Origin of the sequence: Pseudomonas sp. TH49 (assembly GCF_016650625.1) — a bacterium.
Taxonomy (GTDB): Bacteria; Pseudomonadota; Gammaproteobacteria; order Pseudomonadales; family Pseudomonadaceae; genus Aquipseudomonas; species Aquipseudomonas fluorescens_H.
In genome coordinates, this window is record NZ_JAEKFL010000002.1 from 1,456,314 (window position 1) to 1,474,867 (window position 18,554).

Below are 18,554 nucleotides of genomic sequence, written 5' to 3' on the forward strand. Positions count from 1 at the left end.
CCGGACTTCTTCGATGTCATGGCCGTCACCGTGCACATCGAGCAGACCGAACGGCAGCGTCGGTTCGTCGATCTCGCCGAGCATCGCGCGGAAGAATGCTTCGTGCTCCTGCTCGCTGACACCCAGCCGGGTCTGCGCCACGTAATTGCGATACGGCACGGCGGGGATCAGGGCTTCGCCGTGACCAAAGAGCAGCGCCTGCAATTCTTGCTGCACCACTTCCAGCGCCGTGTGATCCATGGCGATGTGATGGAACAGCAGCATGGCGACCACCCGGTCGTTGGCCGGATCCTGCGCATACACCAGGCGAATCAGCGGCGCCTGACTGAGGTCGATGCGGAAATGCCGCGCGTCGAAACGCTCAAACAATTGCGCGAGTACGTCACCGGCGGCCGGGTCGAGTGCGACTTCCTGCAGCGGCAGCTCAGCTTCACGCCAGACCACTTGCACCGGCGTCGCCAACCCTTCCCAGACCACTCCGGTGCGCAGAATGTCGTGACGTGTCATGACCTGGCGCAGCGCGGCGGCGAAGGCCTGCAAGCGTTCAAGGCTGTCGAATGCCAGGCGCGATTGCAGCAGGTATGGATCGCCCTGTTCGGCGCTCAAGTGGTGGTAAAGAATGCCTTCCTGCAACGGCGCCAGCGGATAAATGTCCTGCACGTTGGCGGCCCCGCCTGGCACCGTGGCGACGATGCGCTCGATGCTGGCCTGATCCAGTTCCACCAGCGGTAGCAGATCCGGGGTAATGCGCGTGCAACCGGGCGCAATCAGGTTGGCCGGCACCGCGACTTCGCGACCACTGCCAACAGCCTCGGCCAGCGCGGCCAGGGTCGGCTGGCTGAACAGCACGCGCACGTCGGTGCTCAGGCCGAGCTGACGCATGCGCTCGATCAGGGTCACCGCCAGCAGCGAATGCCCGCCCAGTTCGAAGAAGTTGTCGTGACGTCCGACTTGTTCGACTTGCAGCACCTCGGCCCAGACCTGCGCCAGCGCGGTTTCCACCGGCCCTTGCGGCGCTGCGTATTCGCGGCTGAGCCAGGCGTCCTGATCCGGTTCGGGCAAGGCCTTGCGGTCGAGTTTGCCGTTGGCGGTCAGCGGCAGCGCCTCAAGCCGCACGTAGGCTGCCGGCACCAGTGCCTGCGGCAGGCGCGCTTGCAGATGCGCGCGCAGCGCCTCGATATCGACCGTTGTGCGAGCAGTGAACCAGGCGATCAACCGCGCCTCGCGCACCAGCACCACCGCGTCCTGCACTGCCGGATGGCTGGACAGCGCGGCTTCGATTTCACCCAGCTCCACCCGCACGCCGCGCAGTTTGACCTGATCGTCGTTACGCCCCAGGTACTCGATATTGCCGTCGACCAACCAACGCGCGAGGTCGCCGGTGCGGTACATGCGCGCCTGCGGTTCGTCACTGAACGGGTCGTCGAGGAAGCGTTCGGCGGTCAGCTCGGGACGGTTCAGATAACCACGCGCGACACCCGCGCCACCGACGTACAACTCACCCGTAACGCCAACCGGCACCGGACGCTGCTGTTCATCGAGCAAGTAGATCCGGGCGTTGCTGATGGGCCGGCCGATGTGCAGCAGCGCGCCGACGGCGACCGGGCCGGAGGTGGCGACCACCGTGGCCTCGGTCGGGCCGTAGTTGTTGATCACGGCAAACGTCTGCTCACGCGAGAACTGCCGCAACTTGTCGCCGCCGATCAACAGCGTGCGCAAAGTCGGATGACCCAGCTCACGACTGAAGGCGTATTCGGCAATCGGCGTCGGCAGGAAGCTCACCTGCAACGGTTGCGCGCGCCACCAGTCGAGCAGTTCATCCAGGTGTTCGTTGCTGATCGACGGCGGCGGCAGGTGCAGGGTCGCGCCGACACACAGCGCCGGCCAGACCTCCCAGGCCATCGCGTCGAAACCGCAACCGGCGACGCTCGCGGTGTGGCTGCCGGCACGCAGATCGAACGCCTCGCAGTGCCAGTGCACAAGGTTTTCCAGGGTCGCGTGTTCGACCATCACGCCTTTCGGCTGGCCGGTCGAACCCGAGGTGTAGATCACGTAGGCCAGATGCGCCGGGGTCAGGGTCGGCAGTTGCGGATTGGTAGCCGGCAGGTGTTGCCAGAGGGCGTTGTCCAGATCGATCACCGGCACCCGGCCCAGCAACTCGCGGGTCGAGCCCTGCGCCAGCACCGCCACCGGATCGCTGTCCTGCAACAGGTAGGCGATGCGTTCGGCCGGGTACGCCGGATCGACCGGCACATAACCGGCGCCGGCCTTGAGAATCGCCAGCAGCGCCACCAGCATCTGCGGGCCGCGTTGCAGGCATACGGCAATCCGATCGTCCGGCTGCACGCCGAGGCCGAGCAAGTGATGCGCCAGGCGATTGGCCTGCTGATTGAGTTGCGCATAGGTCAGTTGCTGCGTGCCCTGCACCACCGCCAATGCCTGCGGCTGCTGCTCGGCATGCGCTTGCACCAGCGCCTGAATCGTTGCACCGCGCGGATACGCCGCCGCGGTCGGGTTGAATCCGACCAGCAAGCGCTCGTATTCCTCCACCGAAAGAATCGGCAAACGGTTGAGCGCACGCTGTGGCGTCTGCTCCAGCGCGTGCACCAGATGTTCCAGTGCGGTGTGCATGAAGCCGCAGATCCGTTGCGCGCCGATCTGCGCCAACGCCAGCACCGACAGGGAAAAGCCTTCGCCGAGATCGTCGACGCTGAGGGTCAGCGGATAGTTGCTGCGCTCTTCGCCACCGAGCAATTGCACGCCTTCCCAGATGCCCTGACCGTCACGCGGCTGTGCCTCGGCGGCGCTATGCCGATAGTTGAGCAAGGCGCTGAACAGCGGCGCGCCGGACACCGCGCTGCAGCGCTGGGCCAGCGCCAATGGCGCGTGTTCATGGGCGAGCAATGCCGTCAGTCGTGCATGGGTGGTCTTGACCGCAGCGCGCACGCCTTCGCTGACATCCACCCGCAACGGCAAAGTGTTGATGAACACGCCAAGGGTGCGATCCGCGCCCTCGCCGCCCTGCAAGCGACCCAACAGCACCGTGCCGAACACCACATCGCGGCGGTTGGCAAGCACGCCCAGCACCTGCGCCCAGGCCAGGTGCATCAGGCTCGCCGGGCTGACACCCAACTGCCGCGCCTGCTCCCGCAGGCGCAGGGTCAACCCGGCATCCACGGCTTGCTGCGCCTCCTCGATGTCGCCGCCATCGCCTTGCACATCGTGCAGGCCGAACGGCAGGGTCGGTTCGTCGATATCGCCGAGCATGTCGCGGAAGAACGTTTCGTGTTCCTGCTCGCTGGCCCCCAGACGCGCCTGCGCCACGTAGTTGCGGTACGGCATCGGCGTGCCGAGGCTGTCGGCCTGATCGAACATGAAAGCACGCATTTCCTGGCCGACCACCTCCATGGCGGTGTGGTCGAGAATCAAGTGCTGGAACAGGATGATCGCCACCACCCGTTGCTGCGCCGGGTCTTCGGCATAGACGATGCGCATCAGCGGCGCCTGACTCAGGTCGAGGCGGTTGTGCCGGGCATCGAACCGCGCGTGCAACTGCTCAAGAACATCGCCCTGCGCCGGATCCAGCGGCACCGCTTGCACCACCAGCGGCGCCTGACGCCAGACCACTTGCTGCGGACTCGCCAGCCCTTCCCAGAGCACACTGGTGCGCAGAATGTCGTGGCGCTCGATGACCTGCTGCAAGGCATGGCTGAAGGTGCGCAGACGCTCGACGCTGTCGAAGATCAGCCGGGATTGCAGCAGGTACGGATCACCCTGGTCGGCGCTCAAGTGGTGGTAAAGAATGCCTTCCTGCAACGGTGCCAGCGGATAGATGTCCTGCACGTTGGCAGCCCCGCCCGGCACGGTGGCGACGATGCGCTCGATGCTGGCCTGATCGAGTTCAGTCAGGCTAAGCATGTCCGGGGTGATGTGCGTGCAGCCCGGCGGAATGCGGTTGGCCGGCACCTCGATTTCGCGACCGCTGCCCACCGCGGCCGCCAATGCGGCCAGAGTCGGCTGATTGAACAGCACGCGAACGTCAGCCGCGAGGTCGATCTGGCGCATGCGTTCGATCAGGCTCACCGCCAGCAGCGAATGCCCGCCCAGTTCGAAGAAATTATCCTGACGCCCGACGCGCTCGACTTTCAGCACGTCGATCCAGATCTGCGCCAGCGCCGTCTCGACCGGCCCTTGCGGGGCTTCATATTCGCGGCTGAGCCACGCGCCGTGCCCCGGCTCCGGCAAGGCCTTGCGGTCGATCTTGCCGTTGGCGGTCAGCGGCAATGCGTCCAGACGCACGTAAGCCGCCGGCAGCAGCGCATCCGGCAAGCGTGCCTGTAAATGCGTATGCAACTGTTGAATATCGACCGCTGTGCGCTCGGTGAACCACGCAATCAGCCGCCCGTCGCGGACCAGCACCACCGCTTCCTGCAGCGCAGCGTGGCTGCCGAGCGCGGCTTCGATTTCACCGAGTTCGATACGCACGCCACGCAATTTGACCTGATCGTCGTTGCGCCCCAGGTACTCGATATTGCCGTCGGCCAGCCAACGCGCCTGATCGCCGGTACGGTACATGCGTGCCTGCGGCTCGTCGCTGAACGGATCGAAGAGGAAATGCGCAGCGGTCAGCTCGGGGCGATTCAGATAACCGCGCGCCACACCCGCCCCGCCGACATACAACTCGCCGGCCACACCCACCGGCACCGGGCGCTGCTCAGCGTCCAGCACGTAGACTTTGGCATTGGCGATCGGACGGCCGATATGCAACGGCTGGTCAAGCTCTACCCGCCCCGAGGTGGCGACCACCGTTGCTTCGGTCGGGCCATAGTTGTTGATCACTGCGAAGGTTTGCTGGCGACTGAACTGACGCAGTCGGTCGCCACCGATCAGCAACGTACGCAAGGTCGGGTGCTGCAATTGCCGGCTGAACGCGTATTCGGCCACCGGCGTCGGCAAGAAGCTGACCTGCAACGGCTGCGCGCACCACCAGTCGAGCAGCTCGTCGAGGTGCTCGTTGCGGATCGACGCCGGCGGCAGGTGCAAAGTGGCGCCGACACACAGCGTTGGCCAGACTTCCCAGGCCATCGCATCGAACCCGAAGCCGGCGACACTCGCCGTCTGGCTGCCGGCCTGCAAGTCGAAGGCTTCAGCGTGCCAGTGCACGAGGTTTTCCAGGGTCGCATGCTCGACCATCACCCCTTTCGGTTGGCCGGTGGAGCCGGAGGTGTAGATCACGTAGGCCAGATTGGCCGGCGTCAGCGCCGGGACTCGCGGATTGACCTCGGGCTGATGTTGCCAGTCGTCGCGGTCCAGATCGATGACCGGCACTGCGCCCAGCAGATCACGGGTCGATGCCTGCGCCACGACGGCCACCGGGGCGCAGTCCTGCAACAGGTAGGCGATGCGTTCCGGCGGATACGCCGGATCGACCGGCACATAACCGGCGCCGGCCTTGAGGATCGCCAGCAGCGCGACCAGCATGTCCGGGCTGCGCCGGACACACAGGGCGACTCGATCATCGGGCTGCACGCCAAGGCCGATCAGGTGATGCGCCAGGCGATTGGCCCGCTGATTGAGTTCGCCATAGCTCACCTGCTGCGCACCTTGTACCGCCGCCAATGCCTCGGGGTGCGCGGCCGCCTGGGCCTCGAACAAACGCTGCACGGTCTGCGCCTGCGGGTAGTCGCGACCGGTGATGTTGAACCCGACCAGGACCCGCTGGCGCTCGCTCGGCGACATCACCGAAATCTGCCGCAGCGGCGTGGTCGGATTGTGCTCGAGGGCGGTCAGCAGGTTGTGCAGCGCGGTCTGCAAGTAATCGCAGACCCGCGCGCCATCCACTTGTGGCACCGCTTGCACGCTCAGGCGGAAACCGGTGCCGAGGTCATCGACGCTGACCACCAGCGGATAGTTGCTGCGCTCGCGCGAGCTGAGAATCTCGATCCCGTCCCAAGTCACGCCTGCCGGTTCCGCCGCACTGTGGCGATAATTGAGCAAGCTGCTGAACAGCGGCAGCGACGCGGCAACACCGCTGCAACGCTGGGCCAGCGACAGGGAGGCCTGCTCATGCGCCAGCAGTTGCGCCAGACGTTCATGAGTAGCGCGCACGCCTTGCTGCACCGCGGTCGCGCCGACGCTGACCCGCAGCGGCAAGGTATTGATGAACATGCCGAGTGCGCGATCGGCGCCCTCGCCGCCCTGCATGCGCCCGATCAGCACGGTGCCGAACACCACCTCTTCGCGCCCCGAAACCTGCGCCAGCACCTGGCCCCAGGCCTGGTGCACCAGACTGGCGGCGCTGATACCGAGGCGGCGCGCATGCTCGCGCAAGCGCTCGGCCACGCCAGCGTCCAGCGCCTGCTCACTGTCAATGATCGTGCTGCCATCGCCATGCACGTCCTGCACACCGAAGGCCACGGTCGGCTCGTCGATGTCGCCGAGCATGTCGCGGAAGAACGCTTCATGCGCCTGGGCATTGGCCTGCTGTTGCGCCTGCGCCACGTAGTTGCGGTACTGCACCGGCGGCGGCAGATCGACGCCGCTCGGGTACAGGCTGTCGTTCATTTCCGCGAGCAACACTTCCAGTGCGGTGTGGTCGAGCACGATGTGGTGCAGCAACAGGATGCCGACCCAGCGCTGCTGTTCACGGTCTTCGGTGTAGGCCAGACGCATCAGCGGTGCGCGGCGCAGGTCGAGGCGGTAGTGCCGCGGATCGAAACGCGCCTGCATCTGCTCCAGCACATCGCCCTCCAGCAGGTCGGCATCGACCCGTTCCAGCGCCAGCGGCGCCTCGCGCCAGACCACTTGCACCGGTTCTTCAAGCCCTTCCCAGACCACGCTGGTGCGCAGAATGTCGTGGCGTTCGATCACTGCGTTCAACGCACGGACGAAAGCCTTGATCTGCGCCAGTCCGGCGAAGGCAAATTGCGCCTGCAACACGTACGGGTCACCGGCGCTGGTCGCCAGATGGTGATAGAGGATCCCTGCCTGCAACGGTGCCAGGCCATAGATGTCCTGCACATTGGCAACGCCGCCGGGCACAGTGGCGACCACGCGGTCGATGGCGGCCTGATCCAGCGTCGCCAGGGGCAGCATGTCCGGGGTGATCCGCGGGCAATCGGCAGGAATCAGATTGTCCGGCACTCGCAGGGCGTGACGGTGACTCAAGGTCGCCGCCAGTGCCGCCACGCTCGGCTGGCCGAACAGCACGCGCACGTCGCACTGCAAGTCGTGCTGACGCATGCGTTCGATCAGTTTGACTGCCAACAGCGAATGGCCGCCAAGTTCGAAGAAATTGTCATGCCGCCCGACCTGCTCGACACCGAGCAGGGTCTGCCAGATTCCGGCGATCAGCGTTTCCACCGGTCCCAGCGGGGCTTCGAAACCGCGACGGGCGAATGCCTCGCTGTCCGGTTGTGGCAAGGCTTTGCGATCGAGCTTGCCGTTGCTGGTCAGCGGCAACGCATCGAGGCGCACGAACGCGCTCGGCACCATGTAGTCGGCCAGCGACAGCAGCAACTCGTCGCGCAATTGCGCAGCGCTTGGCTCAGCGCCTGCGGCGGCCAGCCAGTAGGCGACCAGACGCTGATCGCCGGGGCTGTCTTCGCGGGCGATCACCACCGCTTCGCGCACCCCGGCGCAGGCTGCGAGGCGAGCTTCAATTTCACCGAGTTCGATGCGGAAACCACGGATCTTCACTTGATCGTCGTTGCGCCCCAGGTACTCAAGGCTGCCATCCGCCGTCCGGCGCGCGAGGTCACCGGTCTTGTACAGACGCGCCTCGGCACGGCCGCTGAACGGGTCGGCAATAAAGCGCTCGGCAGTCAGCGTCTCGCGGTTGAGGTAGCCGCGGGCAACCCCGGCGCCACCGACGTACAACTCGCCGATCACACCGACCGGCACCGGTTCGCGCTGCGCGTCGAGCACGTACAGCTGCAGGTCGGGGATGGCGACGCCAATCGGGCTGCGCCCGACCAGCAGCGCGTCCGCTGCCTGCAGTGGGCGATAGGTCACGTGCACCGTGGTTTCAGTGATGCCGTACATGTTCACCAGCCGCGTACCGGCATTGCCGACCCGCGCGTACCACGGTTTGAGCAGGCCCGGTTCCAGCGCTTCGCCGCCGAAGATCACTTCGCGCAACGAGTGCTGCAACGGGCTGCGCCCCTGCGCGGCGATCAACTGGCGGAAGGCGCTCGGGGTCTGATTGAGTACGGTCACGCCGCTGCGGCACAGCAGCGCGTAGCAGTCGTCCGGCGAGCGGCTGACGGCCTGCGGCACCAGCAACAATTGCCCGCCAAACGCCAGCGCGCCCCAGATTTCCCAGACCGAGAAATCGAAAGCGAAGGAATGGAACAGCGCCCACACATCCTGCGGGTTGAAGTTGAACCAATCGTGGGTCGCCGAAAACAGCCGCACTACGTTGCGGTGTTCGACCATCACGCCTTTGGGCAATCCGGTGGAGCCCGAGGTGTAGATCACGTAGGCGAGATGACTGGGAGTCAACTCGGGAATCTGCGGATTGCTGCTGAGTTCAGCCTGCAACTGCAGGCTGTCCAGGTCGATGATCGGCACGTTGAGCGCGCCAACCCGGTCCAGCGTATCGGCCTGGGTCAGCACCGCCACCGGGGCGCTGTCCTGCAGGGTGTAGGCGATGCGCTCCAGTGGATACGCCGGGTCGATCGGGACGTAACCGGCGCCCGCCTTGAGGATACCGAGCAGGCCGATGATCATGTGCGGGCCACGCTCGACGCAGATCGCCACGCGCTGATCCGGGCGAATTCCGTGTGCCAGCAGGTGATGGGCAAGCTGATTGGCGCGGCGGTTAAGCTCGCCGTAGCTCAGCGTCTGCGCCTCGAACAGCAGCGCTGTGGCCTCCGGGCGCGCCGCCGCATGGGCTTCGAATTGCTGATGAATCAGCGGCGTTTCCGGGAACTGCGGCAACGGCGAGTTGACCCCGTGCAGCAGGTATTCGCGCTCGGCGGCCGGCAGAATGTTCAGACGTTGCAGCGGCGCATCCGGGGTCGATTGCAAGGCCTGCAGCAGGCTGTGCAACGCGGTGTGCAGATAAGCGGCGATGCGTTCGGCGCCCAGCGCCGCATCGGCCAGCGCGGTGATGCGCAAGTCTTCGCCGAGGTCGTCGATGTTGATCGTCAGCGGGTAGTTGGTGCGCTCGCGGGCGCCCAGCACCTGCACGCCGGGGGCCAGTTCGCTGACTTCGGCGATCTCTTCGCTGCTGCTATGGCGATAGTTGAGGATCGCGCTGAACAGCGGCGTCGGCACCGCCACCGCGCTGCAACGCTGGGCCAGTGCCAGCGAGGTCTGCTCATGGCCGAGCAACGCGGTCAGGCGCCGATGGGTCGCCAGCACCCCGGCACGCACGCCGTCCTGCCCGACATCCACGCGCAGCGGCAAGGTGTTGATGAACATCCCCAGCGCCTGTTCGCCGCCCTCACCCGCCGCCATCCGTCCCAGCAGCACGGTGCCGAACACCACCGCCGTACGCCCGGACAACTGACCGAGCACCCGCGCCAGTGCCAGGTGCATCAGACTGGCGACGCTGACTCCGAGCTGGCGCGCCTGCCCGCGCAGTTGGCGGCTGAAGTCGGTGTCGAGCATCAGCAAGGCTTCTTCGATGCCTTGGCCATCGCCCTGCACATCCTGCAAACCACAGGGCAAGGTCGGCTCGTCGATGTCGGCAAGCATCTCGCGGAAAAACGCTTCGTGCACCTGCTCGTCCAGACGCAGACGGGCCTTGGCCAGGTGATCGCGGTACGGCACCGCCGGCCCGACCTGCGCGGTCTGGCCAAGCAGATGCGCGCGGGTTTCGCGGCGCACCACATCGAGCGCGACGTGGTCCATGATCAGGTGATGAAACAGCAACAGCGCGACCACGCGACCGTTGTCCGGGTCCATGGCGTAGACCAGACGCAGCAGCGGCGCCTGCTGGATGTCGAGGCGGAAGAACCGTGGGTCGTGGCGTTCCAGCAATTGCGTCAGTGCATCCGCCCCCGGGTCGAGGGCGATTTCTTCGCAATACAGACGAGCCTGCCGCTGCACCACTTGCAGCGGTTCATCCAGGCGTTCCCAGACGAATGAGGTGCGCAGGATGTCGTGGCGTTCGATCATCCACTGCAACGCCTCGGCGAAGGCGTTCAGACGTTCACGGCTGTCGAAGGCGAACCGCGCCTGCGACACGTAAGGGTCGCCGGCGGGCGCCGACAGATGCAGATAGAGCATACCTTCCTGCAGCGGCGCCAGCGGGTAAATGTCCTGCAGGTTGGCGGCGCCGCCGGGCACATTGGCGACCAGCCGATCAATGGTCGGCTGATCCAGCGTCACCAGCGGCAGCATGTCCGGGGTGATGCGAAACGCCGGGCTCAGCCAGTCGCCACCGTGTTGCGCGACCAGTTCCAGCAGCTGCGCCTTGTGTTCGCTGAGGCTGTCCCACAACGCATCGTCCAGCGCGTCGTCGCTGCCCAGAATGACCAGGTCTTCATCTTCCTGTTGAAGGCGGATCGCATGGGTGGAAATAACAGCCATCAGTTCGCTGAAATGCATGGGATAACCTGCTGTAAATACGAGAAAAAGGAGCGCGCAGCCGCGAGTCCGTGCCTGCTGCGCGCAGCCTGGAAAAGCTAAAACATCGGGGCTTGCGGGGCTGACATGGGAAGCGGGGACAAGCCACAGGCTCGGCCGCCGCAATCCCCCTGTGGGAGCGGGCTTGCTCGCGAATGCGGTGGGTCAGTCGATGTTGATGGTGACTGTTACACCGCATTCGCGAGCGAGCCCGCTCCCACAGGGTTTGGTTTACACAATCAATTCCGGGCTAGAGCCGGCGTTTGCGATTGAGGCTCGGGATGGTGGTTTGCGGGATGACCACTTGCTGCGCCTCGGGTGTGGTGCTGAGCGCCAGCGCCGCCAGCGTCGGCTGGCTGAACAGCGCCCGGGCGTCGGTGTGCAAACCGCTCTGACGCATGCGCGCCACCAGACTCACTGCCAGCAGCGAGTGCCCGCCCAGTTCAAAGAAGTTGTCATGGCGACCGACCTGTTCGACGCCGAGGACTTCACCCCAGATCTGCGCCAGCGCGGTTTCGACTTCACCCTCGGGCGCCACGTATGGGCGGTTGATCACCGCGTCTGCACCCGGTTCCGGCAAGGCTTTGCGATCGATCTTGTCGTTCGGTGTCAGCGGCAAAGCGTCGAGCCGCACAAACGCGCCCGGCACCATGTATTCCGGCAGGCGCTCCAGCACATGCGCGCGCAAGGCCTCCAGACTCGGTGCTTCTACGCCCGAGCGCACGGTGTACCAGGCCACCAGACGCTCATCACGGACCATCACCACCGCTTCGCGAATCGCCGGATGCTCGATCAGCCGCGCCTCGATTTCCCCCGGCTCCAGGCGCAAGCCACGCAGCTTGATCTGGAAGTCGTTGCGGCCGAGAAATTCCAGTTCGCCGTGGTTGTTGTAGCGCGCCAGATCTCCCGTGCGGTACAGGCGATCACCCGCCACAAACGGGCTGTCGATGAAGCGCTCGGCCTGCATTTCCGGCAGTCCGTGATAACCACGCGCCACGCCGACGCCGCCAATGTGCAACTCACCGCTGACGCCTTGCGGCACCGGCTGACCGTACGCATCTAGCACGTAAAGCCGAGTGTTGCTCAAGGCCGTGCCGATTGGCACCACGCTATCCGGCACCGGCATGTGCGGCTCCAGCGTCCAGCCGGTGCTGTCCACCGTGGTTTCAGTCGGGCCATAGACGTTATGCAACCGCACCCACGGCAGGCGATCGCGCACCTGGCGCGCCAGCGCTGCACTGAGTTCGCCGCCACCGTTGAGCACATCGGTCAGGCTGGTGCACTGCTCGACACCGTCCTGTTCGATGAACTGCTGCAGCAGCGCAGGAACGAACTTGACCACCGTCACCTGCTGCTCGCGAATGGTCTGCACCACATAGGCCGAATCGCGGTTACCGTCCGGTCGCGCCAGCACCAGGCGCATGCCGGAACACAGCGGCCAGAAGATCTCCCACACCGAACTGTCGAAGCTGAACGGCGCTTTTTGCAGCAGCGCGCCGTGTTCGGTCGGCGGCGAAATCTGCGAACCCCAATGCACCATGTTGCAGGCGCTGCGATGCTCGATCATCACGCCCTTCGGCAACCCGGTAGAGCCGGAGGTGTAGATCATGTAGGCAAGGTTCGAAGCACTCAGGCCCGGCACCTGAAGGTTGTCTGACGGCTGCTGCTCCCAACTGCCGTGATCCAGATTGATCAGCGTCACACCCGGCTCGCCCAGCAGTTGTCGCGTGGCGCCATGCACCAGCAGTGCGACAGGCGCGCTGTCCTGCAACATGTAGTTCAGGCGCTCCAGCGGATAGTCCGGGTCCAGCGGCACATAGGCGCCGCCCGCCTTGAGGATGCCGAGCAAACCAACGATCAGATCCAGCCCGCGCTCGACGCAAATCGCTACGCGCGAGTCCGGTTGCACGCCGACTTCGCGCAGGTGATGGGCCAGGCGATTGGCGCGCTCGTTGAGTTGCGCATAGGTCAGGCTTCGCTCGCCGGTCTGTGCGGCGACGGCGTGTGGTTTGCGCCGCACCTGTGCTTCGAACAGCGTGTGCAACGGCTGGTCCAGCGCACAATCGACCTCGGTGGCGTTGAACGTGATCAGCAAGCGTTGCAACTCCTCCGGCTGCAGGATCGGCAACTGATTCAACGGCTGTTGCGGCGTTTGCTCCAGAGCCTGCAGCAAACCGTGCAACGCGGTTTGCATGTAGCCGCAAATCCGTTGCGCGCCGATCTGGACGACGGCCCTGCCGGTGAGGCGCAAGCCGTTGCCAAAATCGTCCACGCTCATGGTCAGCGGGTAATTGGTGCGCTCCTCGTTGGCCAGGGTTTCGATGCCTTGCCAGGCTTGGCTGGATGGTTCCAGCAGTTCGGATTCGTCACTGTGCCGATAATTGAGCAGCGCGCTGAACAGCGGCGACGGCGAGGCGACGCCGCTGCAGCGTTGGGCCAGTGCCAGCGAAGCGTGTTCATGGCCGAGCAGCGCGGTCAGCCGCGCATGGGTGGCGCGCACCGCGTCCAGCACGCCTGCATCGACATCGATGCGCAGCGGCAAGCTATTGATAAACACACCCAAGGCGCGGTCGGCACCCTCGCCCCCCTGCATGCGCCCCATCAGCACGGTGCCGAACACCACGCGCTGCTGGCCCGAAGTCGCCGCCAGCACCCGCGCCCACGCCAGATGAATCAGACTGGCGACGCTGACACCGGCCTGTCGCGCCTGGGTGCGCAAACGCTGATACACGTCCGCCGGCAGCACCTGCTGCGCTTCCTCGATACCGTTACCGTCGCCCTGCACTTCCTGCAGCCCGAACGGCAGGGTCGGCTCGTCGATGTCCGCCAGTTGCGTGCGGAAGAACACCTCGTGTTCCTGCTCCGTGACACCCAGCAGCGTCTGCGCCACGTAATTGCGATACGGCACCGGCGGCGCCAGCGCCACGACCTGCCCCGACAGGCTGGCCTGCATCTCGCCGCGCATTACTTCAAGAGCGATGTGGTCCATGGCCAGGTGATGGAACAGCAGAATTCCCACCACCCGATCCAGCGCCGGATCGCGGGCATACACCAGACGCATCAGTGGCGCCTGGCTGACGTCGAGGCGATAACGCCGGGCGTTGAAGCGCGCGTGCAACTGGTCGATGATCGGGCCGTTGGCCGGGTCCAGCTCCACCTCCTGCAACGGCAGAATCGCCTCGCGCCACACCACCTGCACCGGGGTGGTCAGGCCTTCCCAGAGCACCGCGGTGCGCAGAATGTCGTGGCGCGCCATGACCTGGCGCAGCGCAGCGGCGAAGGCTTCGACGCGCTCGAGACTGTCGAACGCCAGTTGCGATTGCAGCAGGTACGGATCGCCCTGAGCGGCGGTGATGTGGTGATAGAGAATGCCTTCCTGCAGCGGTGCCAGCGGATAAATGTCCTGCACGTTGGCGGCGCCGCCCGGCACAGTGGCCACGATCCGGTCGAGCGTCGGCTGATCCAGTTGCAGCAGGGGCAGCATATCCGCGGTGATGTGGGTGCAATCGGCGGTGATGCGGTTGGCCGGCACTTCGATCTCGCGACCGCTGCCGACTGAAGCCGCCAGCGCCGCCAGAGTCGGTTGACTGAACAGCACGCGCACGTCGCTGCTCAAATCGAGCTGACGCATGCGTTCGATCATGATCACCGCCAGCAACGAGTGTCCGCCGAGTTCGAAGAAATGGTCGTGACGCCCGACCCGCTCGACTTGCAGGACTTCGGCCCAGATCTGCGCCAAAGCGATTTCGACCTCGCCTTGCGGCGCCTCGTATTCGCGGCGGATCAAATCTTCCGCCCCGGGGGCCGGCAGCGCCTTGCGATCGACCTTGCCGTTGGCGGTCAGCGGCAACACCGCCAGACGCACATAAGCACTGGGCAACATGGCGCTGGTCAGGCGCGTTTTCAGGTGCGCGTGCAACGCGTTGATGTCCAGCGGCGCCTGCTCGGTGAACCACGCCAGCAGTTGCCCGTCGCGCACCAGTACCACCGCTTCGCGCACTGCCGTATGGCTGGCGAGTGCGCTCTCGATCTCGCCCGGTTCGATCCGTACGCCACGGATTTTCACCTGATCGTCGTTGCGCCCCAGATACTCCAGATTGCCGTCGGCGCGCCAGCGTGCAAGGTCGCCGGTGCGGTACAGGCGCGCGCCCGGTTCAGCGCTGAACGGATCACGCAGGAAGCGCTCGGCGCTCAGGTCCGCGCGGTTCAGGTAACCGCGAGCCACCCCGGCCCCGCCGACGTACAACTCGCCGCTCACGCCAATCGGCACCGGTTGCTGCTGCTCGTCGAGCAGATACACCGTGGCATTGCTCACCGGTTTGCCGATGTGCAGCGCCTGCCCGGCGTCGATGCGCCCTGAAGTCGCCACCACGGTGGCTTCGGTCGGTCCGTAGTTGTTGATCACTTCGAACGATTGCTGACGCGGGAACTGACGCAAGCGATCGCCACCGATCAGCAGCGTGCGCAACGTCGGGTGATCGAGTTGGCGGCTGAACGCGTATTCAGCGATCGGGGTCGGCAAAAAACTCACGTCCAGCGGCTGCGCACGCCACCAGTCGAGCAGCGCATCAATGTCTTCGTTGCCATCGCTGACCGGCGCCAGGTGCAGGATCGCGCCCACGCACAGCGCCGGCCAGACTTCCCAGGCCATCGCATCGAAACCGAACCCGGCCAGGCTCGACGTATGGCTACCGGCACGCAGATCGAAAACGTCAGTGTGCCAATCGACCAGATTGCACAGCGTGCGGTGCTCGACCATCACCCCTTTGGGCAGGCCGGTAGAGCCGGAGGTGTAAATCACATACGCGAGGTTTTCCGGGGTCAGCCCCGGCACCTTCGGTGCGCCGACATGGGCGCTGGACCAGGTCGGGTGATCCAGCTCGATCACCGGCACCGACAACGCCGGCAGGTGCCCGCGCAACGCACTCTGGGTCAGCACCGCGATTGGCGAGCTGTCCTCCAGCAGATAGCTCAGGCGCTCGGCAGGATGCGCCGGGTCGAGCGGCACATAAGCGGCACCCGCCTTGAGAATGGCCAACAGCCCGACCAGTGTGTCGAGCCCGCGCCGGGCGACGATGGCCACCCGGTCATCCGGCCGTACACCGAGATCGAGTAGATGATGAGCCAGCGCGTTGGCGCGTTGATTGAGCTCGGCATAGGTCAGGCAATGCCCTTGATGAACCGCCGCCAGCGCCTGTGGTCGTTGCGCGGCCTGGGCCTCGATACGCTGATGGATGGTCGTCGCGCTCGGGTACTCCACTCGTGTCGCATTCCACTGTTGCAGCAGCGCGCTTTCTTCGGGCGTGCTCAGCGCGAAATCCGCGACAGGCAGGTTCACCGCCTCCAGCCCTTGCTCCAGAATCAGCAACCAGCGGTCGGCCAGCGCCTTGACCTCATCGGCGGCAAAAAACGCCTCGCTGTAGATCAGGTAGAGGCGCGCGTCGTCATTGGTCAGATTACTCAGCAGGTGCACCGCAAGCGGCGTGGCCTCTTCCTGGTTCGAGGCCTTGATCATCCGCCCCGACGCCTCGCCATAGCGATAATCGTGAGCGCCCTGCTCGTAGGACACCGTGACCTCGAACAACTGCGAGCGCTCCTCACGCAGCAGGCCCAGGGCACGGTTCATCTCACTCACGGAAAAACGCTGATGGCGGAAATCCTTGCGCAGTTCCTCACGGATCGTGCTGATCAGTTCAGCGAAGGTGCGTTCGCGGCCGAAGCCCATGCGCACCGCACTGACCTGGGCGAACAGCCCAAGCGTGGACTTGAAGCGCGCGCCGGAGCGATTGAGGATCGGCAGCCCGACGACCCATTCGTCACGCTCGGCGGTACGGCTGAAATACACGTGCAGCGCCGCCAGCAACACATGGAATGCCGAGGCGCCAAATTCCCGGGCCACCTGCTTCATGCGCTGGTGCAGCAGCGCCGGCAAGGGCTGCGCATGGACCTGCGTCTGCGCGGCATTGCCGGCCAGGCTCTGCTGATATCGCGGCAGCAACAGCGGCTCGGGCAATTGTCGGTACTTGTCCAGCCAGTAGGTGCGGTCCTGCGCATAACGCGGCGACGCGTGATAGCGCGCATTGTCTTCGATGAAGTCGATGTACGACGGTGCCGAAGCCGGTACAGGCCGGCCCTGCGCCAGCGCGTTATAGATTTCGTCCAGCGACTTGAACATTTCGCCGAAGCTCCAGCCATCGACGATCAAGTGATGAGCCTGAGCGGACAACCAATGGCGCTCGCCATCAAGGCGGATCAGCAGAAAACGGAACAGGCAGCCGCCGTCCAGCACGAAGGGCTGATTGATGCGCGCCTGCACCAGGGCCCGCGCTGCCGCCTCCGGGTCAGTATGTGCCGACACATCGTCGATCGGCATCGGCACCGGTAATGAGCGGGCAAACTGCTGCAGAGGCAAGCCATCGACACCGGCGCCCGGCAGCAGGATCGTGCGCATCGCGTCGTGCCGGGCCACCAGCGCTTCGAGGGCGGCGTGCATGAGTGCCGGATCCAGCGGGCCGCTGAGGTCCATGTACCCGCCAATGTTGTACAGCGGCGAATCACCGCGACTCAGCTGATCCAGCCAGATATCCAGCTGCGCAGCGGTCAGCGGATACGTCTGGAGCGATGCGGACGGCGTGGCCACCGCAGGAGCAGAAATAGGCGGCATAAGATCCTTCTCATGTGATTTTGCGCCTATTCAAGCATCGGCCCCGATGCCGACATGACACGTGAAACCCGGACAACCCCACCCCGTGCGCGAGCCTGTCAGTGCTTGTTGACCCTGACTGGGCGGGAACTATCTAAAGGTTCGGACAGGAAACACTGAAAAACTTGTAGGAAAAATGCCACACATCAGCGCTGCCATCGGCCCTCTCAGTTACCTCCCAACAACGTAAATGTCCCGGTTTTCAAGGCTTTTCCGTGACCAAACAGTCAGACAGAGCACGACATCTGTACCAAATGGCGTCAGAAGCCCGGCGCCAAGTTTCAGAAATGATGGCACTTTGTGTCCCTGTTTTCCCCTACAGACGTAGGACAAATCCATAGGCTTAAATCCCGCCCCAGATCAGTTTCAAGGATGGACGATTGCGTGGGCGGCTTTTGCATAAACAGCGGACGACTCGGTGATGACTCGGAACCAGGGATGACAAGGATATGAATCTGACCGGCAGCATTCGCAACATGGAAAACCCGCACTTCTACTGGCAACTGGGGGAACTGATTGCCAGCACGGGCGACGATCATTTCGCCAGCAATATGTTCCAGTTGGTCGACACCCTGGTGCCGGTCAATCGCGTCGACCTCAGCGAGTGGATCCTCGACGAGCGCCAGGCCAGCGTGGTCGAGATCAAGGCGCTGGGCAGCGCCGGCCTGCCCCAGACCTTCCCGCCACCGGACCCGTTGAAGAGTCCGGACGATCATCCGTTGTTGCAGAAGATGATCGAGATGAATGATTCCCTGCTGATTCAACTCAAAGCATCACTTCAGCCACGACATCCGCAGCACAGCGTCCACCAGTGCAATCTGGTGTCCCGCACCTCCAACCGCCGCTGTGTCATCTCGTTCTACCGACCGCATACGCAACGGGTGTTTTCCCTGCCGGAGCTGTCGTTTCTCAAAAGTCTGTCCGACACCCTGCTGCCGCTGATTGAACGGCACGCACACCTCAGTCGGCAAATCATCGCCAAACAGCCGCGCCCACCGTTGGCCGATCTGGAGCAGGCACCGTTGCAACAAATGCTGGATGAGCGCCTGGCGCTGGGCGGCATCGTGCTGTCGGCGCGGGAAAAGGAAGTCTGCCTGGGCCTGCTGACCGGCGGCACAGTCCCGCAACTGGCCGAGAAGCTGCGGGTCAAGAGCAGTTCGATCGAGACCTATCTCAAACGGGCGACCGCCAAACTCGGGGTCAGCGGACGGCACGGGCTGGCGCGCTGGATGGCCGGCGCGTAACCGCAGGGTCATGGTTCAGCGGTGTTCGATAG

General features: G+C 64.8%; 3 protein-coding genes (1 of these 3 only partly in view). 1 reads left to right on the forward strand and 2 read right to left on the reverse strand.

Features of this window, described 5'->3' with window-relative positions; all coding sequences use genetic code 11:
* Both JFU48_RS23970 and JFU48_RS23975 read right to left on the reverse strand, forming a co-directional pair.
* A protein-coding gene (locus JFU48_RS23970; protein ID WP_201137893.1) for a non-ribosomal peptide synthetase crosses the window boundary here: on the reverse strand, nucleotides 1-10,557 show its 5' portion. Its footprint begins 2,457 nt before the window's first position; only the first 10,557 of its 13,014 coding nucleotides appear in the window; it begins with the start codon at nucleotides 10,555-10,557; its stop codon lies beyond the left edge, outside the window.
* Nucleotides 10,558-10,825: 268 nt separating this feature from the next.
* On the reverse strand, nucleotides 10,826-17,239 hold the full coding sequence (locus JFU48_RS23975) for a non-ribosomal peptide synthetase (protein WP_201137894.1): 6,414 nt from the start codon (nucleotides 17,237-17,239) through the stop codon (nucleotides 10,826-10,828).
* Between the two features lie 488 nt (nucleotides 17,240-17,727).
* Between JFU48_RS23975 and JFU48_RS23980 the strand changes: the two genes are divergently transcribed.
* The gene (locus tag JFU48_RS23980; protein ID WP_201137895.1) at nucleotides 17,728-18,522 is read left to right on the forward strand and encodes a helix-turn-helix transcriptional regulator; all 795 of its coding nucleotides are present in this window, start codon (nucleotides 17,728-17,730) and stop codon (nucleotides 18,520-18,522) included.
* Nucleotides 18,523-18,554 lie beyond the last annotated feature (32 nt).